Genomic DNA, 17459 nt, shown 5'->3' on the forward strand with positions numbered 1-17459 from the left:
CCGGGGACCCCTGTGGATCTCCGCGCTTCCTCAGCGCTTCTCCTGCGGCACGTCCACGGCCGTGCACACGGCGCGCCACACGTCCCTGGCCTCCCAGCCGGCCTCGAGCGCCTGGAGCACGGTGCGCCCGCCGAGCTCCGACATCACGTGGTCGCGCGCGAAGGTGTCGGCGTAGGCCTCACCGAAGTGATCCGCCATCCGCTGCCAGAAGACCGTCAACCGCATGACATCAGTATCCCGCCCCTGAGGGTGGGCCCTGGCCCAGACGGCTTACCGGGAACGCTTTACGTCCTACGGTCTGGTCCATGGCCGAATCCGGAGCATCCCCACTCCTTCCCGCGCCCTCGGCGCGCTCCCCGCTGTCCCGTGCCGAGCACTTCGTGTGGCTCACCGCGCGCGTGCTGGAGCAGCGGCGTTTCGCGTACCACTTCCTGGGCGGCGGCGCCGACCCGGTGGAGACGGCGCTGGCCGCCTACCACAACGAGGACGAGGGGTACGGTCACGCCCTCGAACCCGATCTGCGCGGCCCGGTCAGCCAGCCCCTGCACACCGCGCACGCTCTGCGGGTGCTGGACTCGATCGGCCGTTGCGGCGGCCAGCGGGTGGAGCGTGTGTGCCGCTATCTGACCGTGGTGTCGACCCCCGACGGTGCACTTCCGGCGGTGCATCCCGTGCAGCGCGGCTATCCGGCCGCACCCTTCGTGCCCGTCACCGACGACCCGCCGAGTGATCTGCTCGCCACGGGCCCGGTGGTGGGCCTGCTGCACCGCAACGAGGTGTGGCACGCGTGGATGTTCCGGGCCACCGACTTCTGCTGGCGGGCGGTCGAGTCCCTGGACAAGTCGCATCCCTACGAGGTGGAGGCCGCCGTGGCGTTCCTGGACTCGGCACCCGACCGCCCGCGTGCGGAGGCCGCCGCCGACCGTCTGGGCCGCCTGGTGCGCGAGCAGCGGCTCGCGGTCCTGGATCCGGAACGCCGGGAGGCCTGTCCGGTCGCCCCCGGGTACGCGCCGGGCGAGCACCACTTCCCGTACGACTTCGCACGTACGCCCGACTCCCTCGCACGCGCCTGGTTCACCGACGAGGAGATGGCGCGCGCCCTGGACTTCCTCGTGGCCGAGCAGCAGGAGGACGGCGGCTGGCCGGTGCGCCGGCGCCAGTGGGCTCCGGGCACCGCTCTGGAGGCCCGCCCCATGGTGACCATCGACGCGCTGCTCACCCTGCGGGCCCACGGACGGGCGATCGATTGACGGACAGACCCGGGCGGGCGCTCCCAACCGGGCATTTCCGCCGGTCACCGGCATTGTCAGTGCGCGGGTGCAGGATGGACGCATGGTCAGCTCCGCACACCGAGCCCTCGACGGCTTCTCACCCGCGACCCGCGCCTGGTTCACGGGGGCGTTCTCCGCGCCCACCGCGGCGCAGGCCGGGGCGTGGGGTGCCATCGCCGCGGGCTCGGACGTGCTCGTCGTGGCCCCGACCGGCTCCGGCAAGACGCTGGCCGCCTTCCTCGCCGCGCTGGACCGGCTGGCGTCCGTCCCGCCGCCCGCCGACCCCAGGAAGCGCTGCCGGGTGCTGTATGTGTCCCCGCTGAAGGCGCTCGCGGTCGACGTGGAGCGGAACCTGCGCAGTCCGCTCACCGGCATCCGCCAGGAGTCGGCCCGGCTCGGCCTGCCCGAGCCGGAGGTGAAGGTGGGCATCCGCTCCGGCGACACCCCGGCCGCCGAGCGCCGCGCCCTGGCCACACGCCCGCCGGACATCCTCATCACCACTCCGGAGTCGCTGTTCCTGATGCTGACGTCGTCCACCCGCGACGCGCTGACGGGCGTGGAGACGGTCATCCTGGACGAGGTGCACGCGGTCGCGGGCACCAAGCGGGGCGCGCACCTCGCACTCTCCCTGGAGCGGCTCGACGAGCTGCTGCCAAAGCCCGCGCGGCGCATCGGCCTGTCCGCCACCGTGCGCCCGGTGGACGAGGTGGCCCGCTTCCTCTCCCCGCGCCGCAAGGTGGAGATCGTCCAGCCCGAGTCGGGCAAGGAGTTCGACCTCTCCGTCGTCGTACCCGTCGAGGACCTCGCCGAGCTGGGCGGCTCCCCGGTCTCCGACGGGACCGAGGGTGCGGAGCGTCCGTCCATCTGGCCGCACGTCGAGGAGCGCATCGCCGACCTGGTCCAGGCGCATCGCTCCACGATCGTGTTCGCCAACTCCCGCCGCCTCGCGGAGCGGCTGTGCAACCGGCTGAACGAGATCGCCTACGAGAGGGCGACGGGCGAGACGCTTCAGGAGCACCACGCGCCCGCCCAGCTGATGGGGGGCTCCGGCGCCGCGCAGGGGGCGCCCCCGGTCCTCGCGCGCGCCCACCACGGGTCGGTCTCCAAGGAACAGCGCGCTCTCGTCGAGGAGGACCTGAAGGCCGGCCGGCTGCCGGCGGTGGTCGCCACCTCCAGCCTCGAATTGGGCATCGACATGGGTGCGGTGGACCTCGTCGTCCAGGTCGAGTCACCGCCGTCCGTGGCGTCCGGGCTGCAGCGCGTCGGGCGCGCCGGACACCAGGTCGGGGCGGTGTCCAAGGGCATCGTGTTCCCCAAGTACCGCGGCGACCTCGTGCAGGCGGCCGTGGTCACCGAGCGGATGCGCACGGGCGCGATCGAGTCGCTGAAGGTACCGGCGAACCCGCTGGACGTGCTCGCGCAACAGCTCGTCGCGATGACCTCGCTCGACACCTGGCAGTTCGACGACCTGCTGGCGGTGGTGCGCCGGGCGGCCCCGTTCGCCTCGCTGCCGGAGTCGGCGTTCACGGCGGTGCTGGACATGCTTGCGGGCCGCTATCCCTCCGACGCCTTCGCGGAGCTGCGGCCGCGCGTGGTGTGGGACCGGGTCGCGGGCACGATCACCGGCCGTCCCGGCGCCCAGCGGCTCGCCGTCACCTCCGGGGGCACGATCCCGGACCGCGGACTGTTCGGGGTGTTCCTCGCCGGTGCCGACCCGAAGAAGGGCGGCGGCCGGGTGGGCGAGCTGGACGAGGAGATGGTGTACGAGTCCCGGATCGGGGACGTGTTCACCCTCGGCACCAGCTCCTGGCGCATCGAGGACATCACCCGCGACCGGGTCCTGGTCTCTCCCGCGCCCGGCGTGCCCGGCCGGCTGCCGTTCTGGAAGGGCGACCAGCTGGGCCGCCCGCTGGAGCTGGGCCGCGCGGTGGGCGCGTTCCTGCGCGAGGTGGGCTCCATGCCCAGGGAGGACGCGCGGCTGAGGCTGCTCGCGGCGGGTCTGGACGCCTGGGCCGCGGACAACGTGCTGTCGTACCTGGACGAACAGCGCGAGGCCTGCGGCCACGTCCCGGACGACCGCACGATCGTGGTGGAGCGCTTCCGTGACGAGCTGGGCGACTGGCGGGTCGTGGTGCACTCCCCCTTCGGCGCCCAGGTGCACGCCCCGTGGGCGCTCGCGCTGGGCGCCCGCCTGTCCGAGCGCTACGGCATGGACGCCCAGGTCATGCACGCCGACGACGGCATCGTGCTGCGCCTGCCGGACGCCGACCTGATGGGGCTGGACCTGCTGGACCAGGAGCCGACGAAGGCCGGCACCCCCTTCGACACGGCGGCCGACGCCGAGCAGGCACCCGTCGGCGCGGCGGACGTCGCCTTCGACAAGGGCGAGGTCGACCAGATGGTCACCGACCAGGTCGGCGGCTCGGCGCTCTTCGCGTCCCGGTTCCGCGAGTGCGCGGCGCGTGCGCTGCTGCTGCCGCGCCGCAACCCGGGCCGGCGCACCCCGCTGTGGCAGCAGCGCCAGCGTGCGGCCCAGCTGCTGCAGGTGGCGAGCGAGTTCGGCTCGTTCCCGATCGTCCTGGAGGCGGTGCGCGAGTGCCTGCAGGACGTCTTCGACGTCCCGGGCCTCGTCGAGCTGATGGGCGACCTGGAGTCCCGCAAGGTGCGGCTCGTCGAGGTGACCACCCCGGAGCCGTCGCCGTTCGCCCGCTCGCTGCTGTTCGGGTACGTCGCGCAGTTCCTCTACGAGGGTGACTCCCCGCTCGCCGAGCGGCGTGCCGCCGCGCTGTCGCTGGACTCGCGGCTGCTGGCGGAGCTGCTGGGCCAGGCGGAGCTGCGGGAGCTGCTCGACGCGGAGGTGCTGACCGAGCTGGAGCGGGAGCTGCAGTGGCTCACCGAGGACCGGCACGTCAAGGACGTCGAGGGGGTCGCGGACGTACTGCGGGTGCTGGGGCCGCTCACGGACGCCGATCTGGTGGCGCGGGGGGCGGACCCTCAGTGGGCCCGCGAGCTGGCCGCGGCCCGCCGCGCGATCAAGGTCCGGATCGCGGGTGCCGACCACTGGGCGGCGGTGGAGGACGCGGGCCGGCTCCGCGACGCGCTCGGCACGGCGCTGCCCGTCGGCGTTCCGGAGGCGTTCACCGAGCCGGTCAAGGACCCGCTCGGCGACCTCCTCGCACGGTACGCGCGCACCCATGGTCCCTTCACGTCGGCGACGGCGGCCGCGCGGTTCGGGCTCGGGGTCGCCGTCACCGAGGGCGCGCTGCAACGGCTGGCGGCCTCCGGGCGGATCGTCCAGGGCGAGTTCCATCCGGCGGGCATCGGTCAGGAGTGGTGCGACGCGGCGGTGCTGCGCAGGTTGCGGCGCCGTTCGCTGGCCGCTCTGCGGCACGAGCTGGAGCCGGTTCCGGCGCCGGCACTGGCGCAGTTCCTGCCGCAGTGGCAGCACGTCGGCAGCGGGCACGGACTGCGGGGCGTGGACGGACTCGTGCGCGCCATCGAGCAGCTGCAGGGGTCGTCCGTGCCCGCGTCCGCCCTCGAGAAGCTCGTCCTGCCGTCCCGCGTCGCGAACTACACCCCCGCGATGCTGGACGAACTCACGGCCGCCGGCGAGGTGGTGTGGGCGGGCGCGGGCGCGCTGCCCGGCAAGGACGGCTGGATCTCCCTCTACCTGGCGGACGCGGCTCCCCTGCTGCTGCCCGCCCCCCACCCTCTGGAGCTGACCGCCCTCCACCGGTCGGTGCTGAATGCCCTCTCGGGCGGCTACGGACTTTTCTTCCGGCAGATCGCCGACCAGGTCCGCGCCTCCACCCACCCGGACGTCACCGAGCCCGAACTCGCCGATGCGCTCTGGGATCTGGCGTGGTCGGGGCGGCTGACGAACGACACGCTGGCACCCATGCGGTCCCTGCTCGGCTCGGGCCGCACCGCCGGAGCCACGGCCCATCGCGCCAAGCGCGCCGTTCCGCGCGGCCGCTACGGCTCACTGACGGCCGCCGCCAGGCCGCAGTCCCGTACGGGGCCGCCGACCGTCGCGGGCCGTTGGTCGCTGTTGCCCGCACACGACGCCGACCCCACCGTCCGCGCCCACGCCCTGGCCCGGACGCTGCTCGACCGGCACGGCGTGGTCACCCGGGGGGCGGTGGCCGCGGAGGGGGTGGAGGGCGGCTTCTCGGCCGTGTACCGGGTCCTGTCCGCCTTCGAGGAGAGCGGTCAGGCCCGGCGCGGCTATGTCGTCGAGGGGCTGGGCGCGGCACAGTTCGCGATGGACGGCGCGGTGGACCGGCTGCGCGCGGTGGCGAACGCCCGCGACCGGGGCGAAGCGCTGCCGGGCGCGGGAGCGGGACCAGGCGGCGGGAACGGTTTCGGGGGAGCGCCCATGGGCCCGTTCGCCTCCTACGCGGGCCCGGGCGGCGACCGCCCCGAAGACCCGTTCGACTTCGCCGACGCCTTCGACGTGGGACCGGCCGTCACGGACCCGCTGTCCGCCCCGGGGTTCGGAGGCCCCCGTTCGGGCTCCGGCTTCTCCTCCGGGCCTCCCGCCTCCGGCTCCTCCCACGGGCAGCACGGACGAGGGGGCCTGCCACCGAACCGCACCCGCGCCTCCGGGCCGGCCCGAGCGGTGGTCCTGGCGGCCGCCGACCCGGCGAACGCGTACGGCGCGGCGCTCCCCTGGCCCGAGCCGCCCACGGGCGCGGGGCACAAGCCGGGGCGGAAGGCGGGTTCGCTCGTGGTCCTGTTCGACGGCGAGCTGACGCTCTATGTGGAGCGGGGCGGCAAGACCGTGCTGGCCTGGCCCTGTGGCCCGGAGACGGGCCCGGCCGAGGACGGGCGTCTGCGCATGGCCGCCGAGGCCCTGGGGTCGGCGGCCCGGGCGGGTTCCCTGGGCACCGTGACGGTGGAACGGGTCAACGGCGCCTCGGCACTGTCGTCCCCCTTCGGCGTCCTCCTGGAAGGCGCGGGCTTCATAGCGACCCCGCGTGGACTGCGGATCCGCGGGTGACCGGAACCGTCCCCATAGCGAACGGCACGCCCTCGGCTCCACCACCGCGGCCGTGCCGCCCTGGCCCCACCCCGACCGTGCCACCCTTGACCCATGCCCGAAGGTGACACCGTCCACCAGGCCGCGAAGCGTCTGCACGGCGCGCTCGCGGGGAAGGTGCTGACACGTTCCGACCTCCGGGTGCCCAGGTACGCGACGGCCGATCTCACCGGCCGGACGGTCCTGGACGTCACCGCGCGCGGCAAGCACCTGCTGACCCGTATCGCGGGCGGTCTCACGCTGCACTCCCACCTGATGATGGACGGGGCCTGGAAGGTCTTCGCGGCGGGGCAGCGCTGGAGCGGGGGTCCCGCCCACCAGATCCGGGCGATCCTCGGCACCGTCGACCGCACGGCCGTCGGCTACCGCCTGCCCGTCCTGGAACTGCTCCCCACCGCCGACGAGCACCGTGCCGTGGGGCACCTGGGTCCCGACCTCCTCGGCCCGGACTGGGATCCCGGCAGGGCGCTGGAGAACGTGCTGCGCGATCCCGACCGCCCCCTCGGCGAGGCCCTGCTCGACCAGCGCAACCTCGCCGGCATAGGCAATGTCTACAAGAGCGAGCTCTGCTTCCTGCTCCGGGTGACCCCGTGGCTGCCCGTCGGCGAGCTCCCGGCCGCACACACCGCCCAGCTGCCCACCCTCGCCAAGAGGCTGCTGGAGGCGAACCGCGACCGCCCGGCCCGCAACACCACCGGACGGCGCGAACAGAACCTCTTCGTCTACGGCCGCGCGCCCCGCCCCTGCCTGCGCTGCGGCACCCCCGTCCAGGTGGCGGAACAGGGCGACGGCTCCCGGGAGCGGCCCACCTACTGGTGCCCGGCCTGCCAGTGGGGCCCGGCTCCCGCCCCGGGCGCGGCGGGTCACCGCCACAGCCGGCCCCGGACAGGCAATTGACGGGCCGTCAGACATGCTCGTAGCGTCGCTGTCATGCCCGTCACGGCGTACGACCTCAGCGCACGCACCGTCTTCGTCACCGGCGCCGCGAGCGGCATCGGCCGGGCATCGGCCGTGCTGCTCGCCGAGGCCGGCGCGACCGTGCACTGCGCCGACCACGACGCGCCCGGGCTGCGCGAGACGGCGGTCCTGATCCAGGACCGGGGCGGCACGGCCCGCACCCACCACCTCGACGTGACCGACCGGGCCCGGCTCAAGCAGGCGGTCGCGTCCTGCGAGCGCCTCGACGCGATGGCGGCCGTCGCGGGGATCATGCACAGCAGTCCGGTCCTCCAGACGCGCGACGAGGACCTGGACCGGGTCCTGGCCGTCAACTTCAAGGGTGTCCTGTACGCCTGCCAGGAGGCGGCGCTGCGGATGATCGCGGACGGGATCCGCGGCAGCATCGTCACGATGGCGTCGAGCGCCGTCGACACCGGTGGCCCCGGGCTGCTCTGCTACGGCGCGGCGAAGGCGGCCGTGGTGCAGCTGACGAAGACCCTGGCGACCGAGGTCGGGCCGCACGGCATACGGGTCAACGCGGTGGCGCCGGGCTGGACCCGTACGCCGATGACCGCCCGGCACCGGGAGTCGCAGGAGCGCACGGAGGGGTTCATGGCGCGGCTGTCACCGCTGGGCCGGGTCGGCGAACCGCAGGACGTCGCGCACGCGGTGCTGTATCTGACCTGCGACGCCTCGTCGTTCGTCACGGGGCAGATCCTCCGCCCGAACGGCGGTGTGGCGATGCCCTGGTGACGACGAGGACCACAGGGTCCGGGGGGCGGGCGCGGCGGGGCCGGTCACGGGCCGCCCCCGGGGGTACCCTGAACACCCCCGGACGCCGTCGTACCGGCCCCGCACGCTCTTCCTCTGCCCCGCCCCCCTCACCCTGGTTGCGCGCCCCTCCCGCGCCCCCTCACGGCCTGCCACCGCCGCCAGGTCCGAGCCCACTGATCCGACCGGGCCGCCCCCACGGCTCTGGCCTTCGGCACACAGTGCACCGGCAGCAGACTCAGTCCCCATCCCCCGGTGGCGACCGCACCTTCCAGCACCCCCGCGTCGGGTGCCAGCACGAGTCGGAGCACCCCCCACCACCACAGCGCACCCAGCGCCAGCGCAACCCCCCAGCGCGCCGTGCGCCCCGCCATGGCCGTCACCTCCAACCCGAGGAACCAGACCCTAGACCGGGTCGTCACAGCCAGGGAGGGCGCACCAGCGGCACACAGGCGCACCGGACCCAGCGCATACCCCCGGCATCTGGCGCACGCGGCGCACCCCGCGCGCACCCCGGTCGGGCGGCGGCCCGCTCTGCGCTCACGCGTTCTCCGCCTGGAACATCCAGTGGTGTTTCTCGAGGTCGGCGGTGACGTCGATGAAGATGTCCTGGCTCACCGGGTCGGCCTCCGCGGTCGCCCGCACCCGCTCCCGCATGCGCGTGATCACCGCGCCGAGCGCGGACACGAGGGTGCCCACGGCGTCCGTGTCCTTGACCCAGCCCTGGGGCACGGAGCCGATACCGCTGCTCTGGGCAACCGTCGCGGCGCGCCCGTCCGGCGGGACGCCGAGCGCGGAGGCCCGTTCGGCGACGGTGTCGGAGTAGCGCCGCGCGCTGTCGACGACCTCGTCGAGCTGGAGGTGGATGGAGCGGAAACGCGGTCCGATGATGTTCCAGTGGATCTGCTTGGCCACGAGAGAGAGGTCGAGCAGGTCGACCAGGGCGCCCTGCAGCGCCTCGGCGACGGTCTTGAGGTCTGTGTCGGGCAGCGGGCTCTTCACGACGTACATCGGTTTCCTCCGCGAGCGTTCGTACGGCCCCCAGTCCCCGCTCCTCCACCATGACGGCCCCGTCCGAACCCGGCAAACGGGAGTCGTGCCGGCTCGGAAAGCGCGAAAGGGCCCCGGCCGGTCCCTCCGGGTCTCCCCGGAGAAGCCCCGGCCGGGGCCCTCGTCGAGCTTGCCGCCTCACCCGCTCCCGCGCGTGAGGATCAGGCGGCCACCACGTCCACTGCCTCGGCGGGCGCCTTGATCGTGACCCGTTCCGGCGGGACACCGGTGACGGACACGGAGTTCAGCATCGGGCGACGCACCGGTGCGGGCACCGGCTCGGTGGCCGCCGCCGACTGTGCCAGCTCGGCGAGCGCGAGCTCGTCGCTCACTTCCCGCATGAGCTCGGACATCCGTACGTCCAGCGCGTCGCAGATCGCGGAGAGCAGCTCGGAGGACGCCTCCTTCTGCCCCCGTTCCACCTCGGAGAGATAGCCGAGCGAGACTCGGGCGGTCGAGGAGACTTCGCGCAGAGTACGGCCCTGGCGCTGGCGCTGCCGACGCAGCACGTCACCCAGCAGGCGACGGAGCAGAATCATCGGTGGCTCCCTCCTCGGACCGCGTAGCCGCATCCTTCTCGCCCCACCGTACCGCCTTGCGCCGCGGCCGTGCGGGGAGCGCTGTTGTGTTCACTGAAAGCTGCAAACATCAAGTCCCCCCGTTCTGTTCCGTATCCTGTGCCCGCTCGTTCCCGGTCTGTTCGCCCGCAAGCTGCTCCAGAAGCAGTGCGAGTACGCTCCGTACACTCTCCATACGGATTTCCGCGCGGTCGCCGTTCAACCGCAGGGAGGCCACTTTCTCGCCGCCGAGTTCGTCGGAAACCTCTTCGAAGGGCCCGGCGACGGCCACGAAAACCGTGCCGACGGGCTGTCCGTCCTGTGGGTCGGGGCCGGCCACTCCTGTGGTGGCGAGGCCCCAGTCCGCGCCGAGCGCCTTGCGTACGCCCACCGCCATCTGCCCCGCGACCTGCGGATCGACCGCGCCACGGGTATCCAACAGGGTACCGTCCACACCCAGCAGGTCCCGTTTGAGATCGGTGGCGTACGCGGTCACGGAGCCGCGGAAGACCTTGGACGCCCCCGGCACCGCCGTGAGCTCCGCGGCCACCAGGCCGCCGGTCAGCGACTCGGCGACGGCGAGGGTCTCGCCTCTCACCGTGAGTAGTCGCAGCAGCTCGGCAGCCGTGGAATTCACCGTTCCGCCTCCTCGGCCGCGGCCCGGCGCTCGGCGATGCCGCGCCTGCGCAGCACAATGGCCTGTCTCACATAGTCGAGCCCGGTGACCACGGTCAGCGCGACGGCCACGGCCATCACCCAGAACCTCAGGGTCGCCAGCCATCCCGTGAGCGCCAGCACGTACATGCCTACGGCCACGCCCTGCGTCAGCGTCTTCAGCTTGCCGCCCCGGCTCGCCGGGATCACCCCGTAGCGGATGACGAGGAAGCGCAGCAGGGTGATGCCGAGCTCCCGGCCGAGTATGACGGCCGTCACCCACCACGGCAGATCGCCGAGTCCGGACAGACAGATGAGCGCCGCACCCATGATCGCCTTGTCGGCGATGGGGTCGGCGATCTTCCCGAAGTCGGTGACCAGGTTGTAGGTGCGGGCCAGATGACCGTCGAACAGGTCGGTGATCATGGCGATGGCGAAGGCCGCCCAGGCGAGCGAGCGCCACGCCGGGTCATATCCGCCGTCGGCGAGCATCAGCGCGACGAAGCCCGGGACGAGGAGCAGGCGGAGCATCGTCAGGAGGTTGGCGACGTTCCAGACGCCGGCCTGGTTGACGGCGGCGGCCGTCAGCTTGCCGCCCCGCGCCGCCCGTGCGTCCTCGTGCCCGTCGGCAGGCCCGGGGCCACCGGGCGCGTCCGGGCGCCTGGCCGACGGGGCGACCGGGGCACCGGCGGGCCCTTTGGCCGGCTTGGCCCCGGACCTGCCGGTCGCGCCCGAGGCACCCGGCGTGGACGCCGCTCCTCGAGCACCGGAGGAGCCACCCGCCGCGGAGGCTGGGATTCCGGTCATCTGCCCGCCTCCTCAGGACAGCCGAGCGCCCCCGCAAGGGGCTCGGCCACCAGATCGACACCTTCCGTACCGACCACCTTCGCCTCGACCATACGGCCCGTGCGAAGACCCCCGCCCCTCGTGAGCAGCACCTGGCCGTCCGTCTCGGGCGCCTGGTGCGCCGCGCGGCCGCGGATGCCCTCCTCCTCGTCCACCGACTCCACGAGCACGTGGACGGCCTCGCCGACGCGCTCCTCGGCGCGCTGGGACACCAGTTCCTCGGCGAGCCGGGAGATGTGGGCGAGCCGCTCGGCGACGACGTCCTCGTCGAGCTTGTCGTCGTACGTGGCGGCTTCCGTGCCCTCCTCGTCGGAGTAGCCGAAGACACCGATCGCATCCAGCCGGGCGCCGTTCAGGAAGCGCTCCAGTTCGGCCAGGTCGGCCTCGCTCTCGCCGGGGAAGCCCACGATGAAGTTGGAGCGCACGCCGGCCTCGGGTGCCTTGCTGCGGATCGTGTCGAGCAGCTCCAGGAACCGGTCGGTGTCGCCGAAGCGCCGCATGGCGCGCAGCACGTCGGGCGCGGAGTGCTGGAAGGACAGGTCGAAGTAGGGCGCGACCTTCGGGGTCGAGGCCAGCACGTCGATCAGGCCCGGGCGCATCTCGGCCGGCTGGAGGTAGCTGACGCGGACCCGCTCGATGCCGTCCACCTCGGCCAGCTCCGGGAGCAGGGACTCCAGGAGGCGGATGTCGCCCAGGTCCTTGCCGTAGGAGGTGTTGTTCTCGGAGACCAGCATGATCTCCTTCACGCCCTGCTCGGCCAGCCAGCGGGTCTCGTTCAGCACGTCGCTGGGGCGGCGCGAGATGAACGAGCCGCGGAAGGAGGGGATGGCGCAGAAGGAGCAGCGCCGGTCACAGCCGGAGGCGAGCTTCACCGAGGCGACCGGTGAGCCGTCGAGCCGGCGGCGCAGGGGCGCGCGCGGGCCGGAGGCCGGGGCGACCCCCTCGGGGAGGTCCGCCGGGGCGCCGTGCCCGGGCAGGGCCACGTCGGCCGCCGACTGCCGCTCCGCCGGGCTGATCGGCAGCAGTTTGCGGCGGTCGCGCGGGGTGTGGGCGGCGTGGATGCCGCCGGACAGGATGGTCCGGAGCCGGTCCGAGATGTGCTCGTAGTCGTCGAAGCCGAGCACGCCGTCGGCCTCCGGGAGGGCCTCGGCCAGTTCCTTGCCGTACCGCTCGGCCATGCAGCCGACCGCCACCACCGCCTGCGTTCTGCCGTGGCCCTTGAGGTCGTTCGCCTCCAGGAGGGCGTCGACGGAGTCCTTCTTGGCGGCCTCGACGAAGCCGCACGTGTTCACCACGGCGACGTCCGCGTCCTCGGCGTCCTCCACGAGCTGCCAGCCGTCCGCCTCCAAACGGCCTGCGAGCTCTTCCGAGTCCACCTCGTTACGGGCGCAGCCAAGGGTGACGAGTGCGACGGTACGGCGTTCAGGCATGGGCTCAAGACTACTTCGTCCCACTGACAGCCCACGTCGACGGGGTTGGCCGATCTTGGCCAACCCCGTGTGTCCCTGCCCCTTGCGTACCCCTGGGTGCCGCTCGATCAGCCGGTGACCGGGTCGCCCTTGGTGTAGGTCAGGCGCTCGACCTGGCCGGGCCGGAAGTCGTCCTGGATCTTCTTGCCGTTGACGTACAGCTGGATGGCACCCGCGTCACCGAGGACGAGGTCGATCCGCTCCTTGTCCTGGAATGTCTGCGAGTCGCCCTTCTTCAGGAGTCCGTCGAAGAGGGTGCGGCCGTTGTGGTCCCTGGCGGAGATCCAGCTGCGGCCGTCGACGGCGCTCACCTGGACCGTCACCTTGTCCCGGGGCGCGGCCGCGATGGCGCTCTCGGACGGCACGGGCTTCTGGTCGGCGGGCTTGCTGCTCTTGGGCGTGGGCGAGGCGGACCTGCCGGCGCCGGCCGCGGGACCCTTGGCGACCGGCGTGCCGACGGTGTCCGAACCGCCGGTCCCCTTGATCAGGGTGAACCCGACGAACCCGATCACCACGACGATGGCGGCGACCATGGCCGCGGTCCAGTTGGGCCCCCGCCGGTCGGGCCGGATGCGCTCCGCCTCGAAGAGCGGGGCCGCCGGGGTCGGGGCCGGGCGTGCGCCGTGTTCGGCGGCGTACTGCTCCAGCAGCGGGGCCGGGTCGAGGTGCACGGCGCGCGCGAGCGTGCGGATGTGACCGCGGGCGTAGACGTCGCCGCCACAGGGGGCGAAGTCGTCCCGTTCGATCGCGTGCACGATGGCGACACGGACCCGGGTGGCGTTGCTGACGTCGTCGACGGTCAGTCCGGCCGCGATCCGCGCCTGTCGCAGGGCTCGGCCGATCGAGGGGCGGTCCGACGCGGAGGCGTCGTCACGGCCGTCTTCGAACGGACGCGCGTCCTCAGGGGAGTTGCCGTCAGGGGAGTTGCCGATGGACACGGGGGCGCCTTTCGAGCGTGTAGCCACCTGTGCTGGAAGTTCAGTCTAGGAGGGGTGCGAAAGGGTGGGGCAACCGGGCGGTATGACTTTGTACGCCATCAGAATGGCCGGTCATCCTGATGTCGAAAGACGGGTCCGTCCTCTCTCAACTTGACGTCCGATGGCGGGAAACGGTTGCTCACGGAACACTTACGAGTGGGTCACGGCCGGGCGTCCGAGCACCCCGCCGGGCGCACTCGGACCCGCTCGGCCGGCCCTGCCGCGGGGCGGCCCCGGACCGTCCGAATCCCTATGGTTGAGACTCCCCACGGATGAGGGCGAGCACGCCGTCCAACTCGTCGGGTTTCACGAGAACGTCACGTGCCTTGGACCCCTCGCTGGGTCCGACGATGTTCCGCGACTCCATGAGGTCCATCAGCCGCCCGGCCTTGGCGAATCCGACGCGCAGCTTCCGCTGGAGCATCGAGGTGGATCCGAACTGGGTGGAGACGACCAGCTCGGCGGCCTGGCACAGCAGGTCGAGGTCGTCGCCGATGTCCTCGTCGATCTCCTTCTTCTGCTTGCCGCCGACCACGACGTCGTCCCGGAAGACGGGCGTCATCTGCTCCTTGCAGTGCCGGACGACGGCCGCGACCTCCTCCTCGGTCACGAACGCGCCCTGCATGCGCACCGGCTTGTTCGCACCCATCGGCAGGAAGAGCCCGTCGCCCTTGCCGATCAGCTTCTCGGCACCGGGCTGGTCGAGGATGACGCGCGAGTCGGCCAGGGAGGAGGTGGCGAAGGCGAGCCGGGAGGGCACGTTCGCCTTGATCAGGCCGGTGACGACGTCCACCGACGGCCGCTGCGTGGCGAGCACCAGGTGGATGCCGGCGGCGCGCGCGAGCTGCGTGATGCGCACGATCGCGTCCTCCACGTCCCGGGGCGCGACCATCATCAGGTCGGCCAGCTCGTCGACGATCACCAGCAGATACGGATAGGGCTGCAGTTCCCGCTCGCTGCCCTCCTGCGGCTTCACCTTGCCGTGGCGGACTGCCTCGTTGAAGTCGTCGATGTGCCGGAAGCCGTACGCAGCCAGGTCGTCGTAGCGCAGGTCCATCTCGCGTACGACCCACTGGAGCGCCTCGGCGGCCCGCTTGGGGTTGGTGATGATCGGCGTGATCAGGTGCGGGATGCCCTCGTACGCGGTCAGCTCGACCCGCTTGGGGTCGACGAGGACCATGCGCACGTCCTCCGGGGTCGCGCGCATCATGACCGAGGTGATCAGGCAGTTGACGCACGACGACTTGCCGGAGCCGGTGGCGCCGGCGACCAGCAGGTGCGGCATCCTGGCCAGGCTGTGCATGACGTAACCGCCCTCGACGTCCTTGCCGAAGGCGACCAGCATCGGGTCGTCGTCCTCGGCGGACTCGGCGAGGCGCAGCACGTCACCGAGGTTGACCATCTCCCGGTCCGTGTTGGGGATCTCGATGCCGACCGCGGACTTGCCGGGGATCGGGCTGATGATCCGTACGTCGGGGCTGGCGACGGCGTACGCGATGTTCTTGGTGAGCGCGGTGATCCGCTCCACCTTGACGGCGGGGCCGAGCTCGACCTCGTACCGGGTGACTGTCGGGCCGCGGGTGAAGCCGGTGACGCGGGCGTCGACCTTGAACTCGGTGAAGACGTTGGTGAGCGCGTCGACGACGGCGTCGTTGGCGGCGCTGCGCGCCTTGCCGGGACCGCCCCGGTGGAGCAGGTCCAGGGAGGGCAGGGCGTAGGTGATGTCACCGGACAACTGCAGTTGCTCGGCGCGCGGCGGCAGCTCGCGGTGCTCCTCGGGGGCCTTCTTCGTCAGGTCGGGCACCCCGGCCGGGGACGCGGGCTCCTCCGGCTGGGGGCGGGCGGCCGGCACGGGCGTCGGTGTGGTCGGCTCCCGGTCGGAGACGCTCACGCCCTGGGTGAGGTCGGCGACGACCGGGGAGGGCGGCATGCCGTGCAGGACGGCACCGTCCAGGGCCGCGGCGGCGGCTGCCGCGACGTCCACGGCGTCCATCTCCCTGCCCATGGCGGGCTGCTGCACCGCGGGGCGCCGGGGACGGCCGCGGCGCCGGGAGAGCGCCTCCTGCTCGGCTCCGTCCGTGTCGTACGCGTCGGGAACGGGGCCGCGCCGCCGGGTGCGGGGCAGCGCCTCGCGCCACTGCTCGTCGTAGCGTTCGTCGTCCTCGGTCGGGACCTCGCCCTCCGGGTCGTGCAGCAGCCCCAGCCTGATGCCGAGGTGACGCAGCCGCCGGGGGATGGCGGTGACGGGGGTGGCGGTGACGACGAGCAGGCCGAAGAAGGTGAGCAGGACGAGCAGCGCCACGGCGAGGGCGTCGCCCATGGTGTACGTCAGCGGGGTGGCCGCGGCCCAGCCGATGAGCCCGCCGGCGTCCCTTATGGCCTGCATGCCGTCGCTGCGCGCGGGTGCGCCGCCGGCGATGTGCACCTGGCCGAGCACGCCGATGACGAGCGCGGACAGGCCGATGACGATGCGGCCGTTGGCCTCCGGCCGCTCCGGGTGGAGGATCAGCCGCACGGCGATGGCGCCGAGCAGGAGCGGCACCAGCAGGTCGAGGCGGCCGAAGGCACCGGTCACCAGCATCTCGACGAGGTCGCCGACAGGGCCGCGCAGATTGGCCCAGGTGCCGGCGGCGACGATCAGCGACAGCGCGAGCAGCAGGAGCGCGAGACCGTCCTTGCGGTGCGCCGGGTCGAGCCCCTTCGCACCCCGCCCGATGCTGCGGAACAGGGCTCCGACAGCGTGCGCGAGGCCGAGCCAGAGGGCGCGTACGAGTTTGTAGACGCCTGCGGTCGGACTGGGCGCCGGCGCGGGGACGGGCTTCTTCGCCGCCGCCTTCTTGGCGGGCGCCTTCCTCGCGGGGGCCTTCTTCGCCGGAGCCTTCGCGGGAGCGGTCGCCTTCTTCGCGGGCGACTTCTTGGCTGCGGGACGTGAGGCCATGGGTGTGAGATTACCGGTGGAAAGGACCGGGAACACGCGCCCCTGCAGCTTCACCCTTTCGTGTCGCCACAGGAGGTGTACGAAGTTGACACCCGCTCAACGGGGGGTGCACGGCACCGACCCGACCCTGCCCCGCGTCAGTTCTGCGAAGGCAGCGACGGTGCCCCGCTGCCCGTCCCCGGCTCCAACGCGTCCAGCGCCCTGCGCAGGCCCGTGAGTTTGCGTTCCAGGTGGGCCGCCGTCGCCACCGCGGCCGCGTCCGCCGACTCGTCGTCCAGCTGCTTGGACAGCGCCTCCGCCTGCTCCTCCACCGCCGCGAGCCGCGCCGAGAGTTCGGCGAGGACGCCCGCCGGCTCCTTGCTGTCGCCGTCCCCGGACCTGCCGCCCTCCAGCTGGAGCCGCAGCAGGGCCGCCTGCTCCCGCAGTTGGCAGTTCTTCATGTACAGCTCGACGAAGACGGAGACCTTGGCCCGCAGCACCCATGGGTCGAACGGCTTGGAGATGTAGTCCACCGCACCGGCCGCGTACCCGCGGAAGGTGTGGTGCGGGCCGTGATTGATGGCGGTCAGGAAGATGATCGGGATGTCCCGGGTCCGCTCACGCCGCTTGATGTGCGCGGCGGTCTCGAAACCGTCCATGCCCGGCATCTGGACGTCCAGCAGAATCACCGCGAAGTCATCCGTCAGCAGCGCCTTGAGCGCTTCCTCCCCGGACGATGCCCTGACCAGCGTCTGATCGAGCGCAGAGAGGATGGCCTCCAGCGCCAGCAGATTCTCCGGCCGGTCATCGACCAGGAGGATCTTGGCCTTCTGCACCATGGCCCGCCCTCCTCGCCCCGGCTTGGGGCCTCCCCTGTCCACAGGACCGGGGACGACGCTGCCCGGCGCCGCCCCAGGGGACGACTCCCTTGCGCCGCCCGTCCTTGTGCCGGTCATCGTAGCCGCAC

13 protein-coding genes are annotated in these 17459 nt (G+C 72.7%); 4 read left to right on the plus strand and 9 right to left on the minus strand.

Features of this window, described 5'->3' with window-relative positions:
* Positions 1 to 30: 30 nt before the first annotated feature.
* Positions 31 to 225 (minus strand): DUF3046 domain-containing protein, encoded by a 195-nt coding sequence (locus tag AC5WS8_RS10965; protein ID WP_496103134.1) that lies wholly within the window; start codon positions 223 to 225, stop codon positions 31 to 33.
* Between the two features lie 80 nt (positions 226 to 305).
* On the opposite strand from AC5WS8_RS10965, the gene AC5WS8_RS10970 reads away from it, so the two are divergent.
* From AC5WS8_RS10970 to AC5WS8_RS10985, 4 genes are all read left to right on the plus strand, one after another.
* Positions 306 to 1250 (plus strand): hypothetical protein, encoded by a 945-nt coding sequence (locus tag AC5WS8_RS10970; RefSeq protein WP_496103135.1) that lies wholly within the window; start codon positions 306 to 308, stop codon positions 1248 to 1250.
* An 82-nt stretch (positions 1251 to 1332) separates the two neighbouring features.
* Positions 1333 to 6273, plus strand: a complete 4941-nt coding sequence (locus AC5WS8_RS10975) for an ATP-dependent helicase (RefSeq protein ID WP_496103136.1) — start codon at positions 1333 to 1335, stop codon at positions 6271 to 6273.
* A 93-nt stretch (positions 6274 to 6366) separates the two neighbouring features.
* Positions 6367 to 7209, plus strand: coding sequence for an Fpg/Nei family DNA glycosylase (locus AC5WS8_RS10980; protein WP_496103137.1), 843 nt, complete (start codon positions 6367 to 6369; stop codon positions 7207 to 7209).
* Positions 7210 to 7242: 33 nt separating this feature from the next.
* Positions 7243 to 8004, plus strand: coding sequence for an SDR family NAD(P)-dependent oxidoreductase (locus AC5WS8_RS10985; RefSeq protein WP_496103138.1), 762 nt, complete (start codon positions 7243 to 7245; stop codon positions 8002 to 8004).
* Positions 8005 to 8562: 558 nt separating this feature from the next.
* Here the strand turns inward: AC5WS8_RS10985 and AC5WS8_RS10990 are convergent.
* From AC5WS8_RS10990 to AC5WS8_RS11025, 8 genes are all read right to left on the minus strand, one after another.
* Positions 8563 to 9033 carry a Dps family protein gene (locus AC5WS8_RS10990; protein WP_496103139.1) on the minus strand — a complete coding sequence of 157 codons (471 nt, stop codon included), beginning with the start codon at positions 9031 to 9033 and terminating at the stop codon, positions 8563 to 8565.
* Positions 9034 to 9233: 200 nt separating this feature from the next.
* The gene (locus tag AC5WS8_RS10995; RefSeq protein WP_103845022.1) at positions 9234 to 9611 is read right to left on the minus strand and encodes a helix-turn-helix domain-containing protein; all 378 of its coding nucleotides are present in this window, start codon (positions 9609 to 9611) and stop codon (positions 9234 to 9236) included.
* Between the two features lie 109 nt (positions 9612 to 9720).
* Positions 9721 to 10266: a CinA family protein gene (locus tag AC5WS8_RS11000; protein WP_496103140.1), complete on the minus strand. Its 546-nt coding sequence runs from the start codon at positions 10264 to 10266 to the stop codon at positions 9721 to 9723.
* Positions 10263 to 11090: a CDP-diacylglycerol--glycerol-3-phosphate 3-phosphatidyltransferase gene (gene pgsA, locus AC5WS8_RS11005; protein ID WP_496103141.1), complete on the minus strand. Its 828-nt coding sequence runs from the start codon at positions 11088 to 11090 to the stop codon at positions 10263 to 10265. The genes AC5WS8_RS11000 and pgsA overlap by 4 nt, the downstream gene beginning before the upstream one ends.
* Positions 11087 to 12559, minus strand: a complete 1473-nt coding sequence (rimO, locus tag AC5WS8_RS11010) for a 30S ribosomal protein S12 methylthiotransferase RimO (RefSeq protein WP_496103142.1) — start codon at positions 12557 to 12559, stop codon at positions 11087 to 11089. Before rimO ends, pgsA begins: the two co-directional genes overlap by 4 nt.
* A 107-nt stretch (positions 12560 to 12666) precedes the next feature.
* Positions 12667 to 13536 carry a helix-turn-helix domain-containing protein gene (locus AC5WS8_RS11015; RefSeq protein WP_496103143.1) on the minus strand — a complete coding sequence of 290 codons (870 nt, stop codon included), beginning with the start codon at positions 13534 to 13536 and terminating at the stop codon, positions 12667 to 12669.
* Between the two features lie 289 nt (positions 13537 to 13825).
* Complete coding sequence (locus tag AC5WS8_RS11020; RefSeq protein WP_496103144.1) at positions 13826 to 16513, minus strand: DNA translocase FtsK; 2688 nt, start codon at positions 16511 to 16513, stop codon at positions 13826 to 13828.
* Positions 16514 to 16650: 137 nt separating this feature from the next.
* Positions 16651 to 17331: a response regulator gene (locus AC5WS8_RS11025; RefSeq protein ID WP_496103145.1), complete on the minus strand. Its 681-nt coding sequence runs from the start codon at positions 17329 to 17331 to the stop codon at positions 16651 to 16653.
* Between the last annotated feature and the right edge of the window lie 128 nt (positions 17332 to 17459).

This window comes from Streptomyces sp. PTL18 (assembly GCF_059510295.1).

Coding starts and splice junctions, on each gene's coding strand:
- rimO (WP_496103142.1), bottom strand. CDS start 12,559: ATGCCTGAACGCCGTACCGTCGCACTCGTCACCCTTGGCTGCGCCCGT.
- AC5WS8_RS10985 (WP_496103138.1), top strand. CDS start 7,243: ATGCCCGTCACGGCGTACGACCTCAGCGCACGCACCGTCTTCGTCACC.
- AC5WS8_RS10970 (WP_496103135.1), top strand. CDS start 306: ATGGCCGAATCCGGAGCATCCCCACTCCTTCCCGCGCCCTCGGCGCGC.
- AC5WS8_RS11020 (WP_496103144.1), bottom strand. CDS start 16,513: ATGGCCTCACGTCCCGCAGCCAAGAAGTCGCCCGCGAAGAAGGCGACC.
- AC5WS8_RS10975 (WP_496103136.1), top strand. CDS start 1,333: ATGGTCAGCTCCGCACACCGAGCCCTCGACGGCTTCTCACCCGCGACC.
- pgsA (WP_496103141.1), bottom strand. CDS start 11,090: ATGACCGGAATCCCAGCCTCCGCGGCGGGTGGCTCCTCCGGTGCTCGA.
- AC5WS8_RS10965 (WP_496103134.1), bottom strand. CDS start 225: ATGCGGTTGACGGTCTTCTGGCAGCGGATGGCGGATCACTTCGGTGAG.
- AC5WS8_RS11025 (WP_496103145.1), bottom strand. CDS start 17,331: ATGGTGCAGAAGGCCAAGATCCTCCTGGTCGATGACCGGCCGGAGAAT.
- AC5WS8_RS10980 (WP_496103137.1), top strand. CDS start 6,367: ATGCCCGAAGGTGACACCGTCCACCAGGCCGCGAAGCGTCTGCACGGC.
- AC5WS8_RS10990 (WP_496103139.1), bottom strand. CDS start 9,033: ATGTACGTCGTGAAGAGCCCGCTGCCCGACACAGACCTCAAGACCGTC.
- AC5WS8_RS10995 (WP_103845022.1), bottom strand. CDS start 9,611: ATGATTCTGCTCCGTCGCCTGCTGGGTGACGTGCTGCGTCGGCAGCGC.